Raw genomic sequence first — 17,646 nt, 5'->3', positions numbered from 1 at the left:
CTCGAACAGGTCTGAGTGAAGATGAAGGTCACGCAAACAGCTTCGCGAGCGTGCGCAGCTTCGCGAACGTGACGTCCGGACTGGTCCGGAGGTTTCGGATGAGCGATGCGATGCTCGCCGCGGTGATCTTCGGTTTGGTGAAGCTGCGCGGCATCCGCGGGCCCCACTGCGACATCGCTTCACGGCTGACTTCGTGGATGCCCGTCGCCACGTCCGCCGTGAACATGTCCCCATCGCAATAGTGTTCGTGCTTGTCGCCCCACGGGTCCTGCCAATAGTCGAAGACCTGGCTTCCGAGAATGTGGCGCCCCATTCCCCATGCGTGCGTCCATCCTCTTTCGCTCAGCACACGCTGCCCGACCCCCACGGCATCCGCGTCAACCAGCTCGAATGCCGAGTGGCTGTATAGCGCTGCGAATCCCTGTGCCAATGCCAGGGTATGGTGATCGGCGGGTGTCGCCCCGCGATCGAGTCGCAGGAACGCGACGGCGGGCGAGCCATCCGGCAACACCTGAACGTCGCTCGGGATGAAGCCGAAGTGAGACGTGTACCACGCGCAGGTCGCCTGGAAATCGGCGAGTTCGAGCACGACATGACCGAGGCGAATCACTTCCGGCACTTCCAGCGGCGGACGCTGGGTATCGTTCACGCGAACGATGGAATCGGGCGAGTTGAACGGTAACGCCGACCGGTGCGGCAGGGCGCCGGCCCGCGCTTGTCCCGCGACTGCGTCGACACGAAAACCCGACGGATCGACGAGCGTGACGCGATGCCCGCCACCGGGCCACGGCGACGGCTCCACGTCCGACGCGCCCGGTACGTCGGCAAGCTTTCGCAGTGCATCGATGCCGTCGACTTCGAGCCCGAAGCCGACGAAGCTGTTTTTTTCAGCCCGCCGGACGACGTAGCAGAACGGCGTGGCGGCCGTGCCCCGAAGGAACAGATGGTCGCCGTCACGGGATACCGTCCGCAGGCCGAAATCGTTGAGAAATCGTTCGGCCCGTTCGAGATCGGGACGCTCGAACATCAGATAGGAAAGCGCCCGGGCCTTCGTCGTCGGCTGGGGGCTCCGTGCGGGTTGTGCAGTAGTGAGCTTCATGGGGGCCTCAGGTGATCGGCTGGGCAATGTGATCAGTCAGCGACGACAACGACGTGCGCGCACCAAGCAATCGCAGGGATTCGAGAACGAGACGGGTCGAATCGGCTACCGGGCCTTCGTGCAGGACCGTTTTGTCCGGCCGAATCACGGCCGCCCAGCCAAACCGCACGACACCCGGCATGAACGTACCGTCCAGGTCTTCCCATCCGTCGTTGTCGATGCGATGAAGGCGTTGCCCGCGGTGCACGACCCGCACCACGACGCCCCCCGCCGCAATGAACGCGGCTCGCGCGCCGGCGTCGAGTTCGACGCCTGGGTCCCGTCCGAATCCGATCAACGCGAGACCGCTACCGAACACGTCGTCGCTCAGGCGGATCGCGCCATCGTGCTTGCGCAGCCATCCCTGCGGCAGCGCCGCGCCGCGTACGAGCCGCGTGGATGAATGGCCGGGGACGAACAGACCGCTCCGGAACGCATTCTTCGGCTTGATTCCGAGCTCGTCGAAGTGATTCCGCAGCGGCGGAACGAGCCGTGTCAATCGCATCAGACCATGCGTGAACAACGCGATCCCGGCATTTCGCGGCATCACGAGCTTGCCCATGAATTTCGCGACGCCGATCATCGCCTTCGCGTGCGGCCGGCGTTCCCTATCGTAGGAGTCCAGAATTTTCTGGGTTGCGTGGCCTTTGACGACCCACGCCAGTTTCCAGCCGAGATTTGCGGCATCGCGCAGACCGGCGACGAGCCCCTGGCCAGCGAACGGCGGAGTGATATGAGCGGCGTCGCCTGCAAGAAAAACGCGTCCTTTGCTGAAGGCCCTGACGGTTCGGGCATGAAAGCGGTACACGGCCTTGCGTTCGATCACGATGTCCTCGATGCCGCCCCACGGCGCGAGCAGCTCGCGGATGCGTTCGTCGGATTCCATTTCCTCTCGCGTCTCGCCGGGATGGAGCATGAATTCCCAACGCTCACGCCCACCGGGAGCGGTCATATGAGGCGTCGGCCGCCGGTGGTCACAGATGAACTCGACATGGTCGATGGGTCGGCGCACGTTTCGCGCGTCGACGATCAACCAGTCTTCCGCGAACGTCTTGCCCTTGAAATCCTGTCCGATCAACTGGCGCACGATCGAGCTGGCACCATCGGCACCGACGACGTAGCGAGCGCGCACGACGTGCCGCGCGCCCTGCCCGCCGTCGAGCGTGGCGGCGAGGTGATCGGCGTGCTCGTCGAGCGAGACGAGCGTCACACCCAGCGCCATTCGGGCGGTGCGGTGCGCGGCCAGTCGGGCACGCAAGCATCGCTCCAGGTCCGGTTGATAGAACGTCACGAGCTTCGGATGGCCATCCACGCTCCCCAGCGTATTGATGCGCCCGAACTCGCCGAACCAGGGAGAGCGCATCCGGACGTACGGGATCGCCACCGTATCGAGGTCGGCTTCGCTCACCCCGATGTACTGCAGGATGCGAAGCGCGTCGTTGTCGAGCGCGATCGCACGCGGCGCCATGAAGATCTCCGCCGCCCGGTCGACGACAAGCACACGCACGCCATCCCGGCCAAGAAGCGCGCCGATCGCCGCGCCGACGGGGCCGCAGCCCACCACAAGCACGTCTACATCCGATGGCAAGTCGCGGCCGCTGGCACAGCTCGCGTTGTCGTTGCCTTCATGGACGCCCGGCTCGCACGTCAGTTTTGTCTCCACCACCGTTCTGCCTCCAATTCTTCGGACTGGCCGCTGCAGGCCGTCTCGATGACATTAGAGTCATAACTGATAACTTTGTCAATTTTGACGTTCGAACGTATACTCGAACATCGAACCCATGCGCATGCCGATGCCCAACACTACCTCCCGTCGCACCAGAACACCGTCGCCGGCCGCCCCGAACGGGCAAGCGCCGTCGAGCCCCGAGGTTCGTGAGCCGCGAGGCGCGCGCCGAAAGCGCGAGACGCGGGCGCGCCTGCTGGACGCCGCCTTCGTACTCATGGCGCAAAAGGGGATGGAAGGCGTCGCGATCAATGAAATCACGGAAGCCGCGGACGTGGGCTTCGGGTCGTTCTACAACCACTTCGAATCGAAAGAAGCGATTCATGCCGCGGTTCTGGAAATCGTGTTCGAGGAGTTCGCGGATACCCTGGACCGTATCGCAGGCAGCCTCACCGACCCGGCCGAGATCATTTCCGTGTCGCTGCGCCATACATTGCTGCGAGCCAGAAGCGAGCCGGTCTGGGGACAATTTCTCCTGCGCGAAGGGTTGTCCATGCGAGCGCTCAGCCGCGGCCTCGGACCGCGGTTGTTGAGGGATATTCAGAAAGGCATCCTCGCGGGGAGATTCTCGGCCAGTGACCCGCTGATGAGCGTGATCACGGTCGGGGGCGCGGTACTGACCGCCATTGCGATCGAGCTCCGATTCGATGCGGACGAGAAGCCGGTTACCGACATGTTGAACATGATCGGGTACAGTCAGAACGGCTTTGCCGAGCGGGCAGCTTCATCCCTGTTGCAGACCTTGGGTGTGCCGCGAACTGAAGCGACAGAGATTGCGAATCGCCCATTGCCGCCCGCCGTGACGTCTGCGCCCGAGGAGTCGCCGGAGCGCTAGCGATCTATCGTTCGTCTGGGATAGGTAGAACCCTGCCGGGTACCTGCGTAGCGCTGACGGCCGTCGTCACCCTGTGCCGGCTGCGCAGCGCGGGGGCATGCAGGCTCATGACCTCGCCGACGGCAGGGCAGCGGCGGAAGCCTCTTTGATTGTTTGACGCTCGTCCGCCCGTTGCGGGCGCTCGGAGAAGATGTCTCGGGTCGCCTTGACGAACCAGGGAACACATCCGGAATCAGTCGACCTGCCCGACCGCTGCCCCCTGCGCCAGCCGTCTTTTGACGCCCACGAACGCCACGCCGGCCAGCGCAATGGAGCCACCGTAGAACAGCAGTGCCGTCACGTCCGTTCCGAGCCGGGAGAACACGAACCCGACCGCCAGCATGCCCAATCCGAGGCCGGTGCGCTCGGCAACGTACGAGATACCGATCACGCGATCGCGCGACGCGGCCGGCGTCGATTGCAGGAGCGAATAGTAGATCGTCTCCGTGGCGGCGTCGAAAATGCCCGCCAGCAAGACGAAGCCCAACATCCCCGACATGCCACGCACCTCGAAGACGCCGAGGAAGCACGCGAAGGTCAGGATCAGCAACGCGATGAAATACGGCTCGAGTGGCTGGTGACGCGATTCGAGACGCTCCAGCAAGCGCGGCGTCACTGCCGCGGAAACGAGCCGTCCGACGCCCCACACCGCCATCAGCCAGCCGTACAGAAACGCGGGCTGATTCGGGTCGAACAGCTGCGACCTGATCGGGAAGCCGACATTGTGCGTACCCGAGCCGAACGCTTCGACGAAGCGCGCGCAGATCACCAGCATCACGATGACCGACAGATAACGCGCCCCGCGCGGCAGTGCACCGGCCTCGGCCGCAGCGTGTGTCTCCTCGGCCGGTCGATGCCGGCGCGGCATGTTGCCCACCAGCATCAGAAATGCGATGGCGGAGATCGCGAACGTGATCGAATCGATCAGGAATACGCTCTTGTAGGCCAGGTACTGCGTAATCACCGATGCGAGCAGGCTACCGCCGACCACCGACACCCCATCGGTCGCACTGAGGACCGCATTGAAACGATGCCGCCCCTCCTGCCCGACCATTTCCGGCACCTCGGACATGATGGACACCCGGTAGATCCCCTGGAAAAGGCCGATGAAGAACGGCACGAAATAGATGAGCGACGCGTCGGCGGCACGCGACGACATCGCCAGCACGCCGATCGCCAGTGCACTGCCCGCTTCCGCGGCGAAGATCAGGGTACGGCGGGAGAACCGGCTCAGCCGCGGCACCGCGGCGCCGCCCGCGACCGCACCCAGCAGGCGCGACGCCATCGTCAAGCCGAGCAGCGCGGCGGAGCCCGTGACCTCGAGCGCATAGGTCGCCAGAACGATGCTGATCATCGTCGAACTGATGTCCGAGATCGTCTTGAACGACAACCAGACGTACAACTGCGCCAACGAAGACGAAGCGCGTTTTTCTAGAACCAGCTCGGATTTCATGGCAGCTCATCTCGCTGAGGAAAAGGAAATCAGCAACATGTCCCGGAACGCGAGTTCGTCCGGGTTGGCTTGCTGAACAGCATTGGCACTGTGGTACAGCACGGCATCGTTCACGATCACGGTATCGAGGAAATCCGTCAGCGGCCGTGCGAACAAGGGAACGGTGGAAACTTTCGACGCGTGGATCTCCGATACGACCGGCCGGATATTGCGACTGTCGATGAAATGCATGAAGACCCATTCCAACCCGTCCTGGTGAATCCCCGATGTGGTCGGACTGACCTCACCTTGTTCCGCAATGATCCGGAACAGATGGACATCGATCTTGTACTCCCACCCCGCAACCAGCCGCTCCCCCAGGATAGCGATGTCGACGTCCAGCAACTGGCGGAGAATCGCACTTTCTATGAAGGAGTCCTCGGCATAGGTCAAGCGATTGACGCCCGACACGTAGTCCACATCGTAGGTCGCGGTTGGCTCGAAATTCGTGTTCCGGTCAATTTCCAACGGTTGGCCCGGCTTGAAGCGATACAGCAGGAAGCGCCGTTCGCGTCGCGTGTAGCGCTTATAGTTCTCGTCGACGACAAGGCGCTCCCAGTGGCGCTTGAACGCAACGACCTCGTCATCATCGCAGCGGATCACGCCGTGGAAGCGTGGTGCATGGCAATAGCCGTTGCGATTCAACGCGTCAATGATGGTATCGATGGACATCGTGTCTCCCGTGAGTCGGGCCATTCGTTCAGGAAACGATTTCCGGCTCGAGATCGCGAACGATCCGGTCATAGAGATCGATCGCATGATCGCGCCCATTCACTGCCGCCCAGCCCTTCAGCAGATAATTTTCCTCGATGTCCGCCCGGACCTCGCTACCGACCGGGCAGGCGACCTTGCATTCGATGATCGCCGGATCGCCGACGACGGAATCGAGCCCGCGGATTCCGTTGAATGTTCCGCTAGCCTCTGGAAACAGCGCGAACATCGAGTAATGCTGGCGCCCGTCCGCCGCGCGTTCGCAGGCGCTTCGCAAGCGTTCGTGCAGCCCGGAAGCCCGTGTCAGCATCAGCAGATAGAGCTCGTACGGGTCGAGGCCCGCGATGTCCTTGAGCGCCGCGTTCACATAAAGGCCGCCGAGCCGCGGATTGATCTCGATGACGATCGGGCCGGTCGGCGACAGACGGAACTCGAGGTGGACGATCGCGTTGCGCAGGCCGATCGCTTCGAGACAATCGATCGCATACCGATTGATCTCGGCAATCGCGGGCGCCGGAAAGGACACCGGCGGCGAGATCAGCAGGTTTTCCAGCACCGTGCCGCGCTTCTCCGTCAGGATCAGCTTTTCGTTGATCAGCACCGGATAAACCTGATCGTCGACGATCACGCATTCGACGCTGCCTTCGACGCCGTCGATGTACTGTTCAAGCAGAATGCTCTTGCCCGGCTCATAGTGAACCGGGGCGCCGTCACGGGCGTGGACGTCGTGCGGCATGCCGTAGTAGTCCGAAACCACTGCCTGACCATGTTGCGCGGTGAATCGCTGATAGTGATCGCGCAATTCGTTCCAGTCGCGACACTTCGCGGTAAAGGCTGAGCCCGCGCCGTAAGGCGGTTTCGCGATCAGCGGATAGCCCACTGTGTCGGCGGCTTCTCGCAATGCGTCGACATCGCTGCACATTGCGTGTCGAATCGACCGTACCCCCCGTTCCTCCAGCGCCGCACGCATCAGGAATTTGTTGTTGCAGGCGGCGACGGCCGCCGACGGAGAATGGACTCGGCCGGTCATCCGGCAAATCTCGGCGACCACCGCGCCCACTTCCCCATAGGCCGACGCCTGCCCCGCATAGCAAAAGACGGCCTTCACTTCATAGTGCGCGTCCAGACGCTCGAGCAATCTCAGCAGCGACTCGACGGAAAGCGAATCGAGCCACCACGTGTCGTCGCGCGCCGCGCGTGCATCGCCGTCCGTCGGCACGTGCCGGCGCACGACGGCCGTCAGGCACGCGAGACCCATCTTGCGAGCGACCTCGAAGTGATAATCCCGATAGCTGGTCAACGACAGCAAGGAGCCCTCGATTTGCACAAACAAAACCGCGTCTTGTCGCATGTTTTCACCTGGATGAGAAATCAGTCCGCACACCGCTCAGCGCCCGTTCAGTTGTCGATCCAGTCGCACGTTTCGCCCTGCCAGTTGACGAACCGGTAGATGCGTTGTTCGCCGGTTTCTACAAACTGCGGGATGTCGCCCTGGCCTTCGAACAGCGGCACCGTAAACTTTCCTTTCGCATGAGGCAGCACATACTCGGGCATCGCAACGTTCGAAACGCGCCGCTTCAGTCGGTTCATGATGCGGATGGCGTCGCGGATCGAGGCCTTGTAGACCGACGCGCCCGGCGAAAACGGCATGAAGTGATACAGGTAGTACGGTTTGACGCCGCGGCGATACAGTTCGATGAAGAGCCGATGCAGCGTCTCCTCGTCGTCGTTGATGCCGCGCAGGAATGGCATGTTGGAAAATACGATCGGCACCGCCGACCGAATCCGCTTCACTGCGTCCGTGAAGGCCGGACTGAGTTCGTCCGGATGGCAAACGTGAACGCCGAATGCGTTCACCCGATGCCGATCGAGCATTGCGACCAACTGATCGGTGACCCTGTACGGATTGAAGGTGAGCGATCTGGAGTGAATTCGGATCAGGAGATCGCGTCCGACGTCGCGCAGGGCGGACAGATGCTCGTCGAGCTTGGCGTCGGAGAGCATCAACGGGTCGCCGCCGCTCAGAATAACTTCCTCGATTGCCGGATTCTGCTTGATATAGGCCACGCTTTCGCCGAACGTGTCCCGGCTGGCGTTGGTCTTTTCGCTATTGACTTCAAGCGTGCGGAGCGCCTCGAAGCAGAACTGGCAATACGAATTGCACGTGTTTACCATGCGCAAAATGACGCGATTGTCGTACTTGTGCTGACAAATCGGCGTCTTCATTTCATGCGCCAGTTCCCAGTTTTCCGATTCGCCATCGTATCCTCCGACGATTTCGTCACTCCAGAACGGAACGACCTGACGCCATAGCGGATTCCGGACGATGTCGGCGTCGGTGTCGCCCTGCGATTCGCGAATCAAGCGGAGGTAATAGGGCGTGATCTGTAGCTTGCGGCCGTTCAGATTGCTTTGAATGTGCGAACTCAGTTCGTCGGACCAGCCCCCGCAGGCCTCGCGTAGCGATGCTTCTTCCCGGATGGTGTTCCGTTGCTGCCAGCGCCAGTCGCGCCATTCGGCCGACGCGACATCAAAAATCCGATAGTTGTCCGAATATTTTTTTTTGCCATCAGAATTTCCAATCAACATTTTATTCAGCCCTCTCTAGACCAACGAAATGCGATCAACGTATCGTTACGCTCATGAATTCAACACGACCCATGATCCGAGCGCCGGATAGAAAACCATCGACACTACACTCAACCGGAATATGGCCCATACAACACTGCAAACTGCAAATCCATCAAACCATGAAAGCATCGATCACGGGACATACACAAACTGACATCTGAAATATCCCATCGAGCCATATCGTCGATATAGTTACGCGATGCAGAAAGCCTAAGCCACAGTACCGCCCAACAAAGAAATATGGACGCAACTCTGCTCAGCCTACTCACGAACATGGAGAGGCATCGATTAAATATTTCGAAGAAATTTATTTGCTTTCGCTTCAGCATGCGAAAACGACAGTTCCCGCTCCCCGTCCGATCGTGATTCATGCGAGCTATTACGTCCGTGCAAGACCATTTCTCGCGGCGGCCAAGCCAAAGGAATTTGAAAGATTTCCCGTTCTGGATATAAGCATTCCTGATTCGACGAGTCTCAATCCTAAGTTAACAAATTTAAGTAGCGCAAGAAGAATTTCACTAGCCATCCATAACAGTCCCTTCCCACACGTCTACTTTGCCGGACGCCTCTGTCGTGCTTTCAATTTGGAAACGCACATACAGCTCGCATTTTTACAATTACCAATCGACATCATTCGATACTCAAGGAATTGCGCACCTCGTAAAAACATCAGGTTTAACGCCCGCCTAGAAAATAGAATATTCAGCTTCTCCCAAATTTTGAAAATACCCCTCGTCGATGCGGCTTTGAATAAGCCCAATATCGAGCTCATCCGGGCATCATTTCTTACAATTTGATAGGCAAGTTGCCCACCTTTCTGAATGCGGGTGTGCGTGGATAGGCCGGACGCGTGTCGCAACGCGCCGGAAATGTAGAGATGTCCGTCCCAAATGAAGAGGAAGTATCCCTGCTGCGCGCCCCCCTGTGGGCTCTCAGAAAACGTGTCGTTGGTCCCCTAGACAGATCAAGGGCTTGGACATCTTTTTTGAGAAATTTACATGCCTCTCTTCTCAGAAAAGATGTCCGTGGCCCTGGGAATTCTCAGAAAAGTCGTCCTTGGGAATGTCGCGGCCCTGCCTAGGTGTCTCGACGGAACTGGGCAACCAGCAGCGCAATGAATGAGCGTTTCAGCGGCAAGCGCAGTCAGCACTCCTCGTGCTATATGCTCGGATGAATCGTCTTACGTGCAAGCCGCCGAATTGTATGTCGATGGCGGCGTAACTGGCGCGATGATGGGGGCGCCAGCATATCGCCGGAATTGAGCACAAGTTCCGTGTATCGTGACATCAGCGAATTTCCCTCTGCCCCACCACGCGGCGCCGGCGCCGTTCGCCTTACGACGCCGGCCGCTGAACACGCGCGACGCATCACCCATCAACTCTTGTGGATCTCTCCCGTGACCCAGAAAGCAACATGATCTCGCTCAACCATCATGGCTTGGGTCTGCCGGAAACGCCATTCGCGGGGGAAAGGAGTCGAGGTACGGATCGGAGGGGGGGCCGGAAGCGACGGCGGGGGCACAAAAAGGCGTCTACGGCCCCGCAAAAGTCGCCGCGCGTCCATGTGCGCGCCGCGCGCCGGTCAAAGCAGCCGCGGCGTGCCCACCCAGACCAGCACGGCCTCGTCGTCGCGCGTGTTGGTCCAGATAGGCGGAATTGTCGATTCATAGTGCGCGCTGTCGCCCACACCGAGCACGAACGTTTTGCCTTCCAGCGTGATCGTCACTTCACCGCTGAGCACATGCACGAATTCCTCGCACGCGTGCGTGGTTGCTTTGCCTGGTCGCTCGCCGGGCGACATGCGCACGAGAATCGCTTCGAGTTGGCGGTCGCCCGGCCGAATCGACAGGCGCGCGAGCAGATCGGCGGAATCGGCGAAGGCGAAGTACCGCAGATCCTCACGGCGTCGCACGCAACTTTCCTCGGTCGGCGTATCGATGAAATAGCTGGCTGACACGCCCAGCGCTTTCGCGATGCTCGCGAGCGAAGTGATCGACGGGCTGGCGTGATCTCGCTCGACCTGCGAAAGAAAGGGCTTGGAAAGCTGCGAGACGGTCGCAACGTCGTCCAACGTGCGACCCTGGCGCTGGCGCAGCAAGCGAATCTTGCTGCCGACGGAGACGGAGCGCTGGGTTTCGACCGTTTTCGATGCCATTGACCTGCCTCATTTCTTCGGTGCGCGTACCGCCTCTTAACGCGCCGGCCTCCAGATTCCGACCGACCTCATTAGTCGGGTCTAGTGTGACCATGCATCCGTTTGCTCGCCCAGCAACAACCTCCGCGCCAGGGCCAGTGCCTCGTCTTTCGTCGCAACCGTGAGCATGGGATAGCCCCAAAATTTTTCGTACACCAGAGCGAACGCCTTGGTCGCCAGTCGCTTGGCGGCATTCGGTTCGATGTAGATCCCTGCCTTGACGAAGGTCTGCAATTCGCTCTTGTGGCGTTTCATCCAAAGCGAGGTTTGCTTCCTTTCTTCCGGCGAATGTTCGTGTTCGCCTGTATCAAGCCCCTCGTCGTTGAGTAAGACGAAAACTTCCTTCCGTGCGAGCAATCCCTCGAACTCGGCAAAAGGCGAGGCTGTGGGCTCGGTGCCTGGCGCGTTTAGTCGCATCCAGACCAGGGGGAACTTCGAGGCGTCAATCAACATGCCAATACTCCTTCGGCGCATCACGGAAAATAGCTGGCAGCCCCACTTCGTCAAGAAAACGGGATACCCCTCCGGGCCGGAAGCACAATAGCCCTGGCGAGCAGAACGACCAGCATGGTCAATCACACGATACCGACGGAATGACTGGACGTCATTGCACAAGTTGGCCATAATATTTTTCAATTAGGCCAGCGCCTCATCTTGGATCCGAAGCCGGATACGCATCATGTCAAGCATTGCCATCACCGATCCGACCGCGGCCAAGGACGTGGATAACCTGCCCCGGCCCGTTGTCGCCCTGAGTGCCATGTCGGTAGCCAAGGGCTGGGAACATGCGAGGCATCGGCACCGCAGAGCGCAACTGCTTTACTCCGTCCGCGGCATCCTCAACTGCGAAATCGAAAACGGTGTCTGGATCGTGCCGCCGCAATGTGCGGTATGGATACCGGGAGACTTGCCCCACTCGGCACGCGGATCCGGTGAAACCGAATGTCATTGCCTGTTCGTGGAGCCTGATGCCGCACCGGATCTTCCGAAAACCTGCTGCACGATCTCGGTCTCGCCATTGCTGCGCGAGTTGCTTCTGAAGGTGGCCGGCTTCCCCGCGTTATACCCGTCGGGAGGCCGGGAAGACCGGCTGATTGCCGCGTTGCTGGATGAGTTGGCGGCGGCTCCGGTAGAAGACCTGCATTTGCCGATGCCGCGTGATCCGCGATTGCGCCGACTCGCGGAAATGCTGTTGGCCGATCCTACCGACAAAACCTCAAAGGGCGATTGGGCCACCCGCATTGGCATGAGCGAGCGAAGCATGAGCCGGCTTCTGCTGCACGAAATCGGCATGAGCTTCGGACGCTGGCGCCGGCAACTGCATGTGATCCTGGCGCTTCAACGCCTGACCATCGGCGAAAGCGTGCAAACGGTGGCGCTGGAACTGGGCTACGAAAATGCCAGCGGGTTCATCACCATGTTCCGCAAGGCGGTAGGCAAGCCGCCAGCACGATACCTTTCCGATCGAACGACAAACGCGCAGTCTGATGCCGTACGCGGCATCGTGCTTCCCGAATGAGTCTCACCTCGAGTGGAGCGTGCCGTCGTCCACCGAGCATGGAAGCCTGGCGGCAAAAAGCGGCGAGCCGCTGTCAGATCGGGCGACCTTGTTTTAAGGTCACCTACGCTCTTCCCCTGCGGGACGACCGACATTCCGCACACGTCACGGTGATGGTAAAGGCTGGCTCGTTGTCGAGATCGAAGCCTTCCTTGGTCGCCAGTGATCGGAGATGCTCGTGCAATGCCCGATCCTCGATAAAAACCAACCGCGCGCCACAGCGGCAGCGCACGGTGTCGTTCTGAAGGTTCTTGCTGTCCGGCTTGAGCGCGTAGAGTGCGCGGCCTTGAGCGCCCTCCGTACGGACCAGCAAGCCGGAGGTCCATAAATCATTCAGCGCACGGTAGATGGAGGCCGGTTTGAGGCTGTCGAGTTGCGTGCAGAGGATGCGATACATTTGACTGGCATCGAGACAGCGCGGCGCCGCCTGTTCCAGTACGGACAGGACACGGGTACGAGCGATCGTCGGTCGCAGTCGGCTGGCCGCCAATCGTTGTTCCTGGGACGACATCGGCGGTGTGGTCGCCGGACAGACTGCCGTGGTGTGCTTCATCGTGTGTTTGCCAGACGGCAGGCGCTTGCCACCGAATGATGTAATCAGGTCAATGATCCGAGGCGGGTCGTCGTGCGAGTCCATATCCGTATTCCTTCGTTATGCAGAACTTCCGGTTGTTCGCGACAACGCGGAGCCGCGTGGCCAATGGTTGGCATCAGACATCGGCGCGACGGTGAGATCGCCCACGCGCCGATGCCCTCAAGCATTACTGCGTACTGGCCTGGTCCCAGCCACCACCAAGCGCCTTGAATACGCTGACTCGCGCAGAACCGACTCGCTGGTCAGCAGCGGCCACCTGGGCTTTCGCGTCGATCAGACTGGTCTGTGCGACGATCACGTCGAGATAGCTGATGGAGCCGGCGCGGTAACGCTGGTCGGCCAGCCGGAAGGCATTCTCGGCCCGGTCACGCGCCTCTACCAGCGCATCGCGCTGTTGCATCGCCGCGCCATAGGCGCTCAACGATTGCTCCGACTCCTTCAGTGCATTCAGCACGGCACCGTCGAAGCTGGCCAGCGACGCCGCGCTTTGTGCCTTCGCCTGCGCAATGCGACTGCGAGCCACCATCATGTTGGGGAACGTCCACGAGATGAGCGGCCCGAAAGAGAAGGACAAGGTGCGATTGCCTTTCAGGTAGTCGTTGCGCAGGTAGTTACCCGAGGTGCCCAGCGTGACACGCGGATAGAGATCCGCCACGGCCACGCCGATGCGGGCGGTATCCGCCGCCAGTTGGCGCTCGGCCTGACGCACGTCGGGGCGACGACGCAGCAGCGCAGTGCCATCACCAACCGGCAACGCACCGGAAATCTCGGGAGCCTTGGTGCAGGCACGCGCCGGTTCAGGCACTTGCGAGGGCGTGCGCCCCGTCAACGCGGCCAGCTCGAACAGTGCGGCTTCGCGCTGGCCTTGCAAGGGCGGCAATGCGGCCTGGGCCTGAGCCAGCGTGACGCCAGCCCGTTCGACATCCAGATGCGACGCCGAGCCAGCGTGCGCCTGGCTGTCGATGAGATCCAGGCTGCGCTGTGCCAGCTCGACGGACGAGTGCGCCACGCCGACGGACTCACCGTAGCTGCAGGCGTCCACATAGGCCCGCGTCGTCTCCGCAACAACCACTACCCTGGCGGCATCGTAGGCGGCGGCGACTGCATCGGTGTCGTCGCGAGCAGCCTCGATGTCGCGCCTGACCCGACCGAACAGGTCGAGTTCATAGGAGACGTCGAGGCCTGCGCTGTAGCTCCATTGCGCGGGGACCTGGCCGGTGCCGGACCACGTGGTCTGATCGCGCCCGTATCCCACGCCGCCTGACATACTGGTCGAAGGGAATTGCCCGCTGCGCGCTTCCGTGTAGATGGCCCGCGCGCGATCGAGGTTGGCCATCGCCACGCGCAGGTTGGTATTGGCCGACAAGGCTTCCTGCACCAGCTTGTCGAGCGCGGGGTCGTCATACAGCTTCCACCAGTTCGCGGGCAGCGCTTCGGCAACAGCCGTATTGGACGGGTGACTGACGAAGGGGCCTGCTGCGGTTTCTGGTAAGGCCGGCGCGTGGTAATCGGGGCCGCTGGCGCAACCTGCGGTGATCACGGCGACGGCCACCGCCATGAAGGCAGCGCGCGGAGAGGGAAGCGTCGCCGGACGCGACACAATACGCATCGCAGGAACCGGTTTAAAGGGCGACATCGGGAGCCTCCGCAGTAGCGAGTTCGCGGGCGCGAGAACTTTCCGCCGTTACCCGGTGATCCTTGGCGATGAAGCTGTAGATGGTTGGGAGTACGAACAGTGTGAAGAAGGTACCGACCATCATGCCCATCACCACCACGATTCCGATGGAGAACCGGCTGGCCGAGCCTGCGCCGTCTGCGAACAACAGCGGCACAAGGCCGGCAACCATTGCCGCGGTGGTCATCAAGACAGGACGCATCCGCACCGCCGCCGCCTTCTCGATCGCCTCGATGCGGCTCAGGTTTTCATGGTGCTGGATATGGTTGGCGAAAGTGACCATCAGGATGCCGTGCTTGGAGATCAGGCCGATCAAGGTGACCAATCCGATCTGGGTGTAGATATTGAGCGTGGCAAAGCCCAGCCACAGCGGCACCAGCGCACCGCAGACTGCCAGCGGCACGGTCACCAGGATCACCAGCGGATCGCGCAGGCTCTCGAATTGCGCCGCCAGCACCAGGAAGATCACCACCAGCGCGAAGCAGAATGAGACAAGCAGACGGTTGCCTTCCTGCACGAACTGGCGGCTGTCGCTGAGCCAGTCCACACTGGTGCCGGGCGGCAGCGGCTGCGATTGCAGGAACTTCACGGCCTCGCCCATGCTCACGCCCGGCGCCGGCAGCATTTCGAGCGTGGTCGAATTCATCTGGCCGAACTGGGTGAGCTGGTTCGCTTGCGGGCGCATCTCGACATGCGTCACGGTTGACAATGGCACCAGCGCGCCGGAGGTCGTTTTGACATAGAAACGCCCGAGGTCTTCCGGTGTCATACGCTCGGCGCCGCGCACTTGCGGGATCACGTCGTAGGAGCGGTCGTGGAAGTTGAAGCGATTGACGTAGTTTTCGCCGACCAGCACGGCAAGGGTATCGGCGACAGACTGCATGGTTACCCCCATTTCGCTGGCCTTCGCATTGTCGATCGTGATGTGCGCCTGCGGGCTGTCGTAGGACAGGTCGTTCTGCACGTAGAGGAACAGACCGCTGGCATATGCCGCTGCCTTGATCTTTTCGCCTGTCTCGTACAGCGTCCTGAAGTCGTCGGGCGAGCGCAGCACCATCTGCACCGGCAGGCCGCCGCTGGAACCCGGTAGCGGGGGCAACTGCACGGCGGTCAACGTCTCGCCGTCGATGGCGCCGCCGGCGGCTTGAATCTGCCCCTGGATCTCGGTGGCCGACCGCTTGCGTTTCGACCAGTCCTTGAGGATCGCGCCACCGAGCATCATGTTCTGGCCACCGGCGGAGTCACCGATATTCATGAAACTGCTGTCGAACTCGGGAATCTGCTCGAACAGCTTTTCGATCTGCTGAGCATAGCGGGCGGTGTAGCCGACGCCCGCATATTGCGGGGCCTTGGTGACGACGATGACGGCGCCTTGATCCTCGGTCGGCGCCAGTTCGCGGCGAGTGCCGGTGAACAGCACCGCGATGGCGGCCAGCACGGCCACACCGACCAGCAGCACCGCACCGCGAGCGGCTAGCGTGCGGGCCAGCAGGCGCCCATAGAATGCCGTCAGCCCTTCCATGTAGTGCTCGACCCGCTTCGCCAGCCGTCCCTCGCCCTGCCTGGAACTGAGCAGCATCGAGCTCATCACCGGCGAGAGCGTCAGCGCGACCACTCCCGAGACGATGACCGAGCCCGCCAATGTGAAGGCGAACTCCTTGAACAGCGCGCCGGTCAGTCCACCCATCATGCCGATTGGCGCATAGACCGCCGCCAACGTGATAGTCATGGCGATCACCGGCCCGACGATTTCGCGTGCGCCGAGCAGGGCCGCGCGCACAGGTGTCAGCCCCTCCTCAATGTGTCGATGGATGTTCTCCACCACGACGATGGCATCGTCCACCACCAGACCGATCGCCAGCACCATCGCCAGCAGTGTCAACAGGTTGATCGAAAAACCGCAGACCAGCATCAACGCAGCGGTACCGACCAGCGACAACGGAATGGTGACGACCGGAATGATCACCGCGCGGAAAGTGCCGAGGAACAGGAAGATCACCGCGATCACGATCACGATGGCTTCCACCAGCGTGTGTTTTACTTCCTCGATCGAAGCATTGACGAAGCGCGCTACGTTGTAGTTAGGCGCTACCGTCAGTCCTGGGGGCGCCATTGCACGAATCCTGGTCAGCAGTTCGTTGGCCTGCTTGACGATCTCCAGTGGGTTCCCGGCCGGCGTGGGCTGGATAGCGACGAAGATCGCGGGTATGCCGGTGGCGAACGAGAGGCTATTGTAGTTTTGGCCGCCTATTTCCACGGTGGCGACATCCGACAACCGCACTACGCCTCCGCCGGGGCTCGACTTCACGACCATCTGGCGGAAGTCCTCGACGCTGCGCAAATCGGTGGCGGCGCTAATGTTGGTGACGGTCAGCGCGCTCTTGAGCTGGCCCGGCGCGGCCTGCACGTTGTTGGCGCGCAGCGCGGCCGATATCTCGCCGGCCGACAGCCCGCGCGCGGCCAACCGCACCGGGTCGATCCAGATGCGCATGGCCAGCGTCTGGCCGCCATAGACGTCCGCCGAGGCCACCCCCGGAATGCTGGTGAGCAGAGGCTGTGCAACCCGCGATGCGAAATCCGTCACTTGCGGGATCGACAGCGTCTTGCTGTAGAAGGCGATGTATTGCACCGCTGTACCGCCCTCGGTGGACTTGCTGATGACCGGATCGGTGATGCCCGCCGGCAACTGGTACTTGACCTGCTGCACCTTGGCAAGGATCTCGGTCATCGCGCGATCGGCGTTGGCGTTGAGCACCAATCGCGCCTTGATCTCGCTCTTGCCTTGCGTGGTGGTCGAACTCAGGTATTCAATACCGCTGGCCGTGGCGATGGACTGCGCGATCGGCGTGGTCACGAAACCCTGCATCACGTCCTGGGTTGCCCCAGGCAGCGTGGTACTGACCGTGATGGTGGCGTTTTCGAGATAGGGGTATTGCCGCACCGGCAACAGGAAAATCGACGTGGCGCCCATCAGCAGAATGAGCAGGCTGACGACCAGTGCCAGGATGGGCCGACGGATGAAGATGTCTGTAAAGCGCATGGCGTGGTTTCCT

The 17,646-nt window shown here is 61.4% G+C and carries 13 protein-coding genes; 2 read left to right on the top strand and 11 right to left on the bottom strand.

Annotation, left to right across the window (positions count from 1 at the left end; genetic code table 11):
* Positions 1–28: 28 nt before the first annotated feature.
* Complete coding sequence (locus H3O04_RS03315) at positions 29–1,099, bottom strand: VOC family protein (RefSeq protein ID WP_124477409.1); 1,071 nt, start codon at positions 1,097–1,099, stop codon at positions 29–31.
* 7 nt (positions 1,100–1,106) lie between these two features.
* Positions 1,107–2,801 carry a bifunctional 3-(3-hydroxy-phenyl)propionate/3-hydroxycinnamic acid hydroxylase gene (locus H3O04_RS03310; protein WP_337249612.1) on the bottom strand — a complete coding sequence of 565 codons (1,695 nt, stop codon included), beginning with the start codon at positions 2,799–2,801 and terminating at the stop codon, positions 1,107–1,109.
* Between the two features lie 118 nt (positions 2,802–2,919).
* Between H3O04_RS03310 and H3O04_RS03305 the strand changes: the two genes are divergently transcribed.
* Positions 2,920–3,699, top strand: coding sequence for a TetR/AcrR family transcriptional regulator (locus tag H3O04_RS03305; protein ID WP_043886556.1), 780 nt, complete (start codon positions 2,920–2,922; stop codon positions 3,697–3,699).
* Between the two features lie 232 nt (positions 3,700–3,931).
* Here H3O04_RS03305 and H3O04_RS03300 read toward each other — a convergent pair whose 3' ends face one another.
* The 6 genes from H3O04_RS03300 to H3O04_RS03275 all read right to left on the bottom strand — a co-directional run bounded on the left by H3O04_RS03300 (position 3,932) and on the right by H3O04_RS03275 (position 11,218).
* Complete coding sequence (locus tag H3O04_RS03300; RefSeq protein WP_124477406.1) at positions 3,932–5,191, bottom strand: MFS transporter; 1,260 nt, start codon at positions 5,189–5,191, stop codon at positions 3,932–3,934.
* A 6-nt stretch (positions 5,192–5,197) separates the two neighbouring features.
* Positions 5,198–5,902, bottom strand: coding sequence for a 2OG-Fe dioxygenase family protein (locus H3O04_RS03295; RefSeq protein ID WP_226240853.1), 705 nt, complete (start codon positions 5,900–5,902; stop codon positions 5,198–5,200).
* Positions 5,903–5,930: 28 nt separating this feature from the next.
* Positions 5,931–7,292: an ATP-grasp domain-containing protein gene (locus H3O04_RS03290; protein WP_202587127.1), complete on the bottom strand. Its 1,362-nt coding sequence runs from the start codon at positions 7,290–7,292 to the stop codon at positions 5,931–5,933.
* Positions 7,293–7,339: 47 nt separating this feature from the next.
* Positions 7,340–8,530, bottom strand: a complete 1,191-nt coding sequence (locus H3O04_RS03285; protein ID WP_023474919.1) for a KamA family radical SAM protein — start codon at positions 8,528–8,530, stop codon at positions 7,340–7,342.
* Between the two features lie 1,623 nt (positions 8,531–10,153).
* Positions 10,154–10,726 (bottom strand): cupin domain-containing protein, encoded by a 573-nt coding sequence (locus H3O04_RS03280; protein ID WP_124477405.1) that lies wholly within the window; start codon positions 10,724–10,726, stop codon positions 10,154–10,156.
* 81 nt (positions 10,727–10,807) lie between these two features.
* On the bottom strand, positions 10,808–11,218 hold the full coding sequence (locus H3O04_RS03275) for a hypothetical protein (RefSeq protein WP_124477404.1): 411 nt from the start codon (positions 11,216–11,218) through the stop codon (positions 10,808–10,810).
* A gap of 226 nt (positions 11,219–11,444) precedes the next feature.
* On the opposite strand from H3O04_RS03275, the gene H3O04_RS03270 reads away from it, so the two are divergent.
* Positions 11,445–12,284, top strand: coding sequence for an AraC family transcriptional regulator (locus H3O04_RS03270; protein WP_059559890.1), 840 nt, complete (start codon positions 11,445–11,447; stop codon positions 12,282–12,284).
* Positions 12,285–12,387: 103 nt separating this feature from the next.
* Here H3O04_RS03270 and H3O04_RS03265 read toward each other — a convergent pair whose 3' ends face one another.
* The 3 genes from H3O04_RS03265 to H3O04_RS03255 all read right to left on the bottom strand — a co-directional run bounded on the left by H3O04_RS03265 (position 12,388) and on the right by H3O04_RS03255 (position 17,633).
* The gene (locus tag H3O04_RS03265) at positions 12,388–12,960 is read right to left on the bottom strand and encodes a Fur family transcriptional regulator (RefSeq protein WP_124477403.1); all 573 of its coding nucleotides are present in this window, start codon (positions 12,958–12,960) and stop codon (positions 12,388–12,390) included.
* A gap of 124 nt (positions 12,961–13,084) precedes the next feature.
* Positions 13,085–14,554: an efflux transporter outer membrane subunit gene (locus H3O04_RS03260; RefSeq protein WP_226240849.1), complete on the bottom strand. Its 1,470-nt coding sequence runs from the start codon at positions 14,552–14,554 to the stop codon at positions 13,085–13,087.
* Entirely contained in the window at positions 14,541–17,633 is a 3,093-nt protein-coding gene (locus tag H3O04_RS03255; RefSeq protein ID WP_124477402.1) for an efflux RND transporter permease subunit, read from the bottom strand. The genes H3O04_RS03260 and H3O04_RS03255 overlap by 14 nt, the downstream gene beginning before the upstream one ends.
* Between the last annotated feature and the right edge of the window lie 13 nt (positions 17,634–17,646).

The organism is Burkholderia sp. KCJ3K979 (assembly GCF_016759955.1).
GTDB lineage: Bacteria > Pseudomonadota > Gammaproteobacteria > Burkholderiales > Burkholderiaceae > Burkholderia > Burkholderia orbicola.
Note: the sequence above shows the minus strand (reverse complement) of the source record. Positions and strands in the feature narration are given on the sequence as shown.

What these genes read in the sequence shown, in the direction of transcription:
- H3O04_RS03315 (WP_124477409.1), bottom strand. Translation starts at nt 1,099, where the DNA reads ATGAAGCTCACTACTGCACAACCCGCACGGAGCCCCCAGCCGACGACG.
- H3O04_RS03305 (WP_043886556.1), top strand. Translation starts at nt 2,920, where the DNA reads ATGCGCATGCCGATGCCCAACACTACCTCCCGTCGCACCAGAACACCG.
- H3O04_RS03300 (WP_124477406.1), bottom strand. Translation starts at nt 5,191, where the DNA reads ATGAAATCCGAGCTGGTTCTAGAAAAACGCGCTTCGTCTTCGTTGGCG.
- H3O04_RS03295 (WP_226240853.1), bottom strand. Translation starts at nt 5,902, where the DNA reads ATGTCCATCGATACCATCATTGACGCGTTGAATCGCAACGGCTATTGC.
- H3O04_RS03290 (WP_202587127.1), bottom strand. Translation starts at nt 7,292, where the DNA reads ATGCGACAAGACGCGGTTTTGTTTGTGCAAATCGAGGGCTCCTTGCTG.
- H3O04_RS03285 (WP_023474919.1), bottom strand. Translation starts at nt 8,530, where the DNA reads ATGTTGATTGGAAATTCTGATGGCAAAAAAAAATATTCGGACAACTAT.
- H3O04_RS03280 (WP_124477405.1), bottom strand. Translation starts at nt 10,726, where the DNA reads ATGGCATCGAAAACGGTCGAAACCCAGCGCTCCGTCTCCGTCGGCAGC.
- H3O04_RS03275 (WP_124477404.1), bottom strand. Translation starts at nt 11,218, where the DNA reads ATGTTGATTGACGCCTCGAAGTTCCCCCTGGTCTGGATGCGACTAAAC.
- H3O04_RS03270 (WP_059559890.1), top strand. Translation starts at nt 11,445, where the DNA reads ATGTCAAGCATTGCCATCACCGATCCGACCGCGGCCAAGGACGTGGAT.
- H3O04_RS03265 (WP_124477403.1), bottom strand. Translation starts at nt 12,960, where the DNA reads ATGGACTCGCACGACGACCCGCCTCGGATCATTGACCTGATTACATCA.
- H3O04_RS03260 (WP_226240849.1), bottom strand. Translation starts at nt 14,554, where the DNA reads ATGTCGCCCTTTAAACCGGTTCCTGCGATGCGTATTGTGTCGCGTCCG.
- H3O04_RS03255 (WP_124477402.1), bottom strand. Translation starts at nt 17,633, where the DNA reads ATGCGCTTTACAGACATCTTCATCCGTCGGCCCATCCTGGCACTGGTC.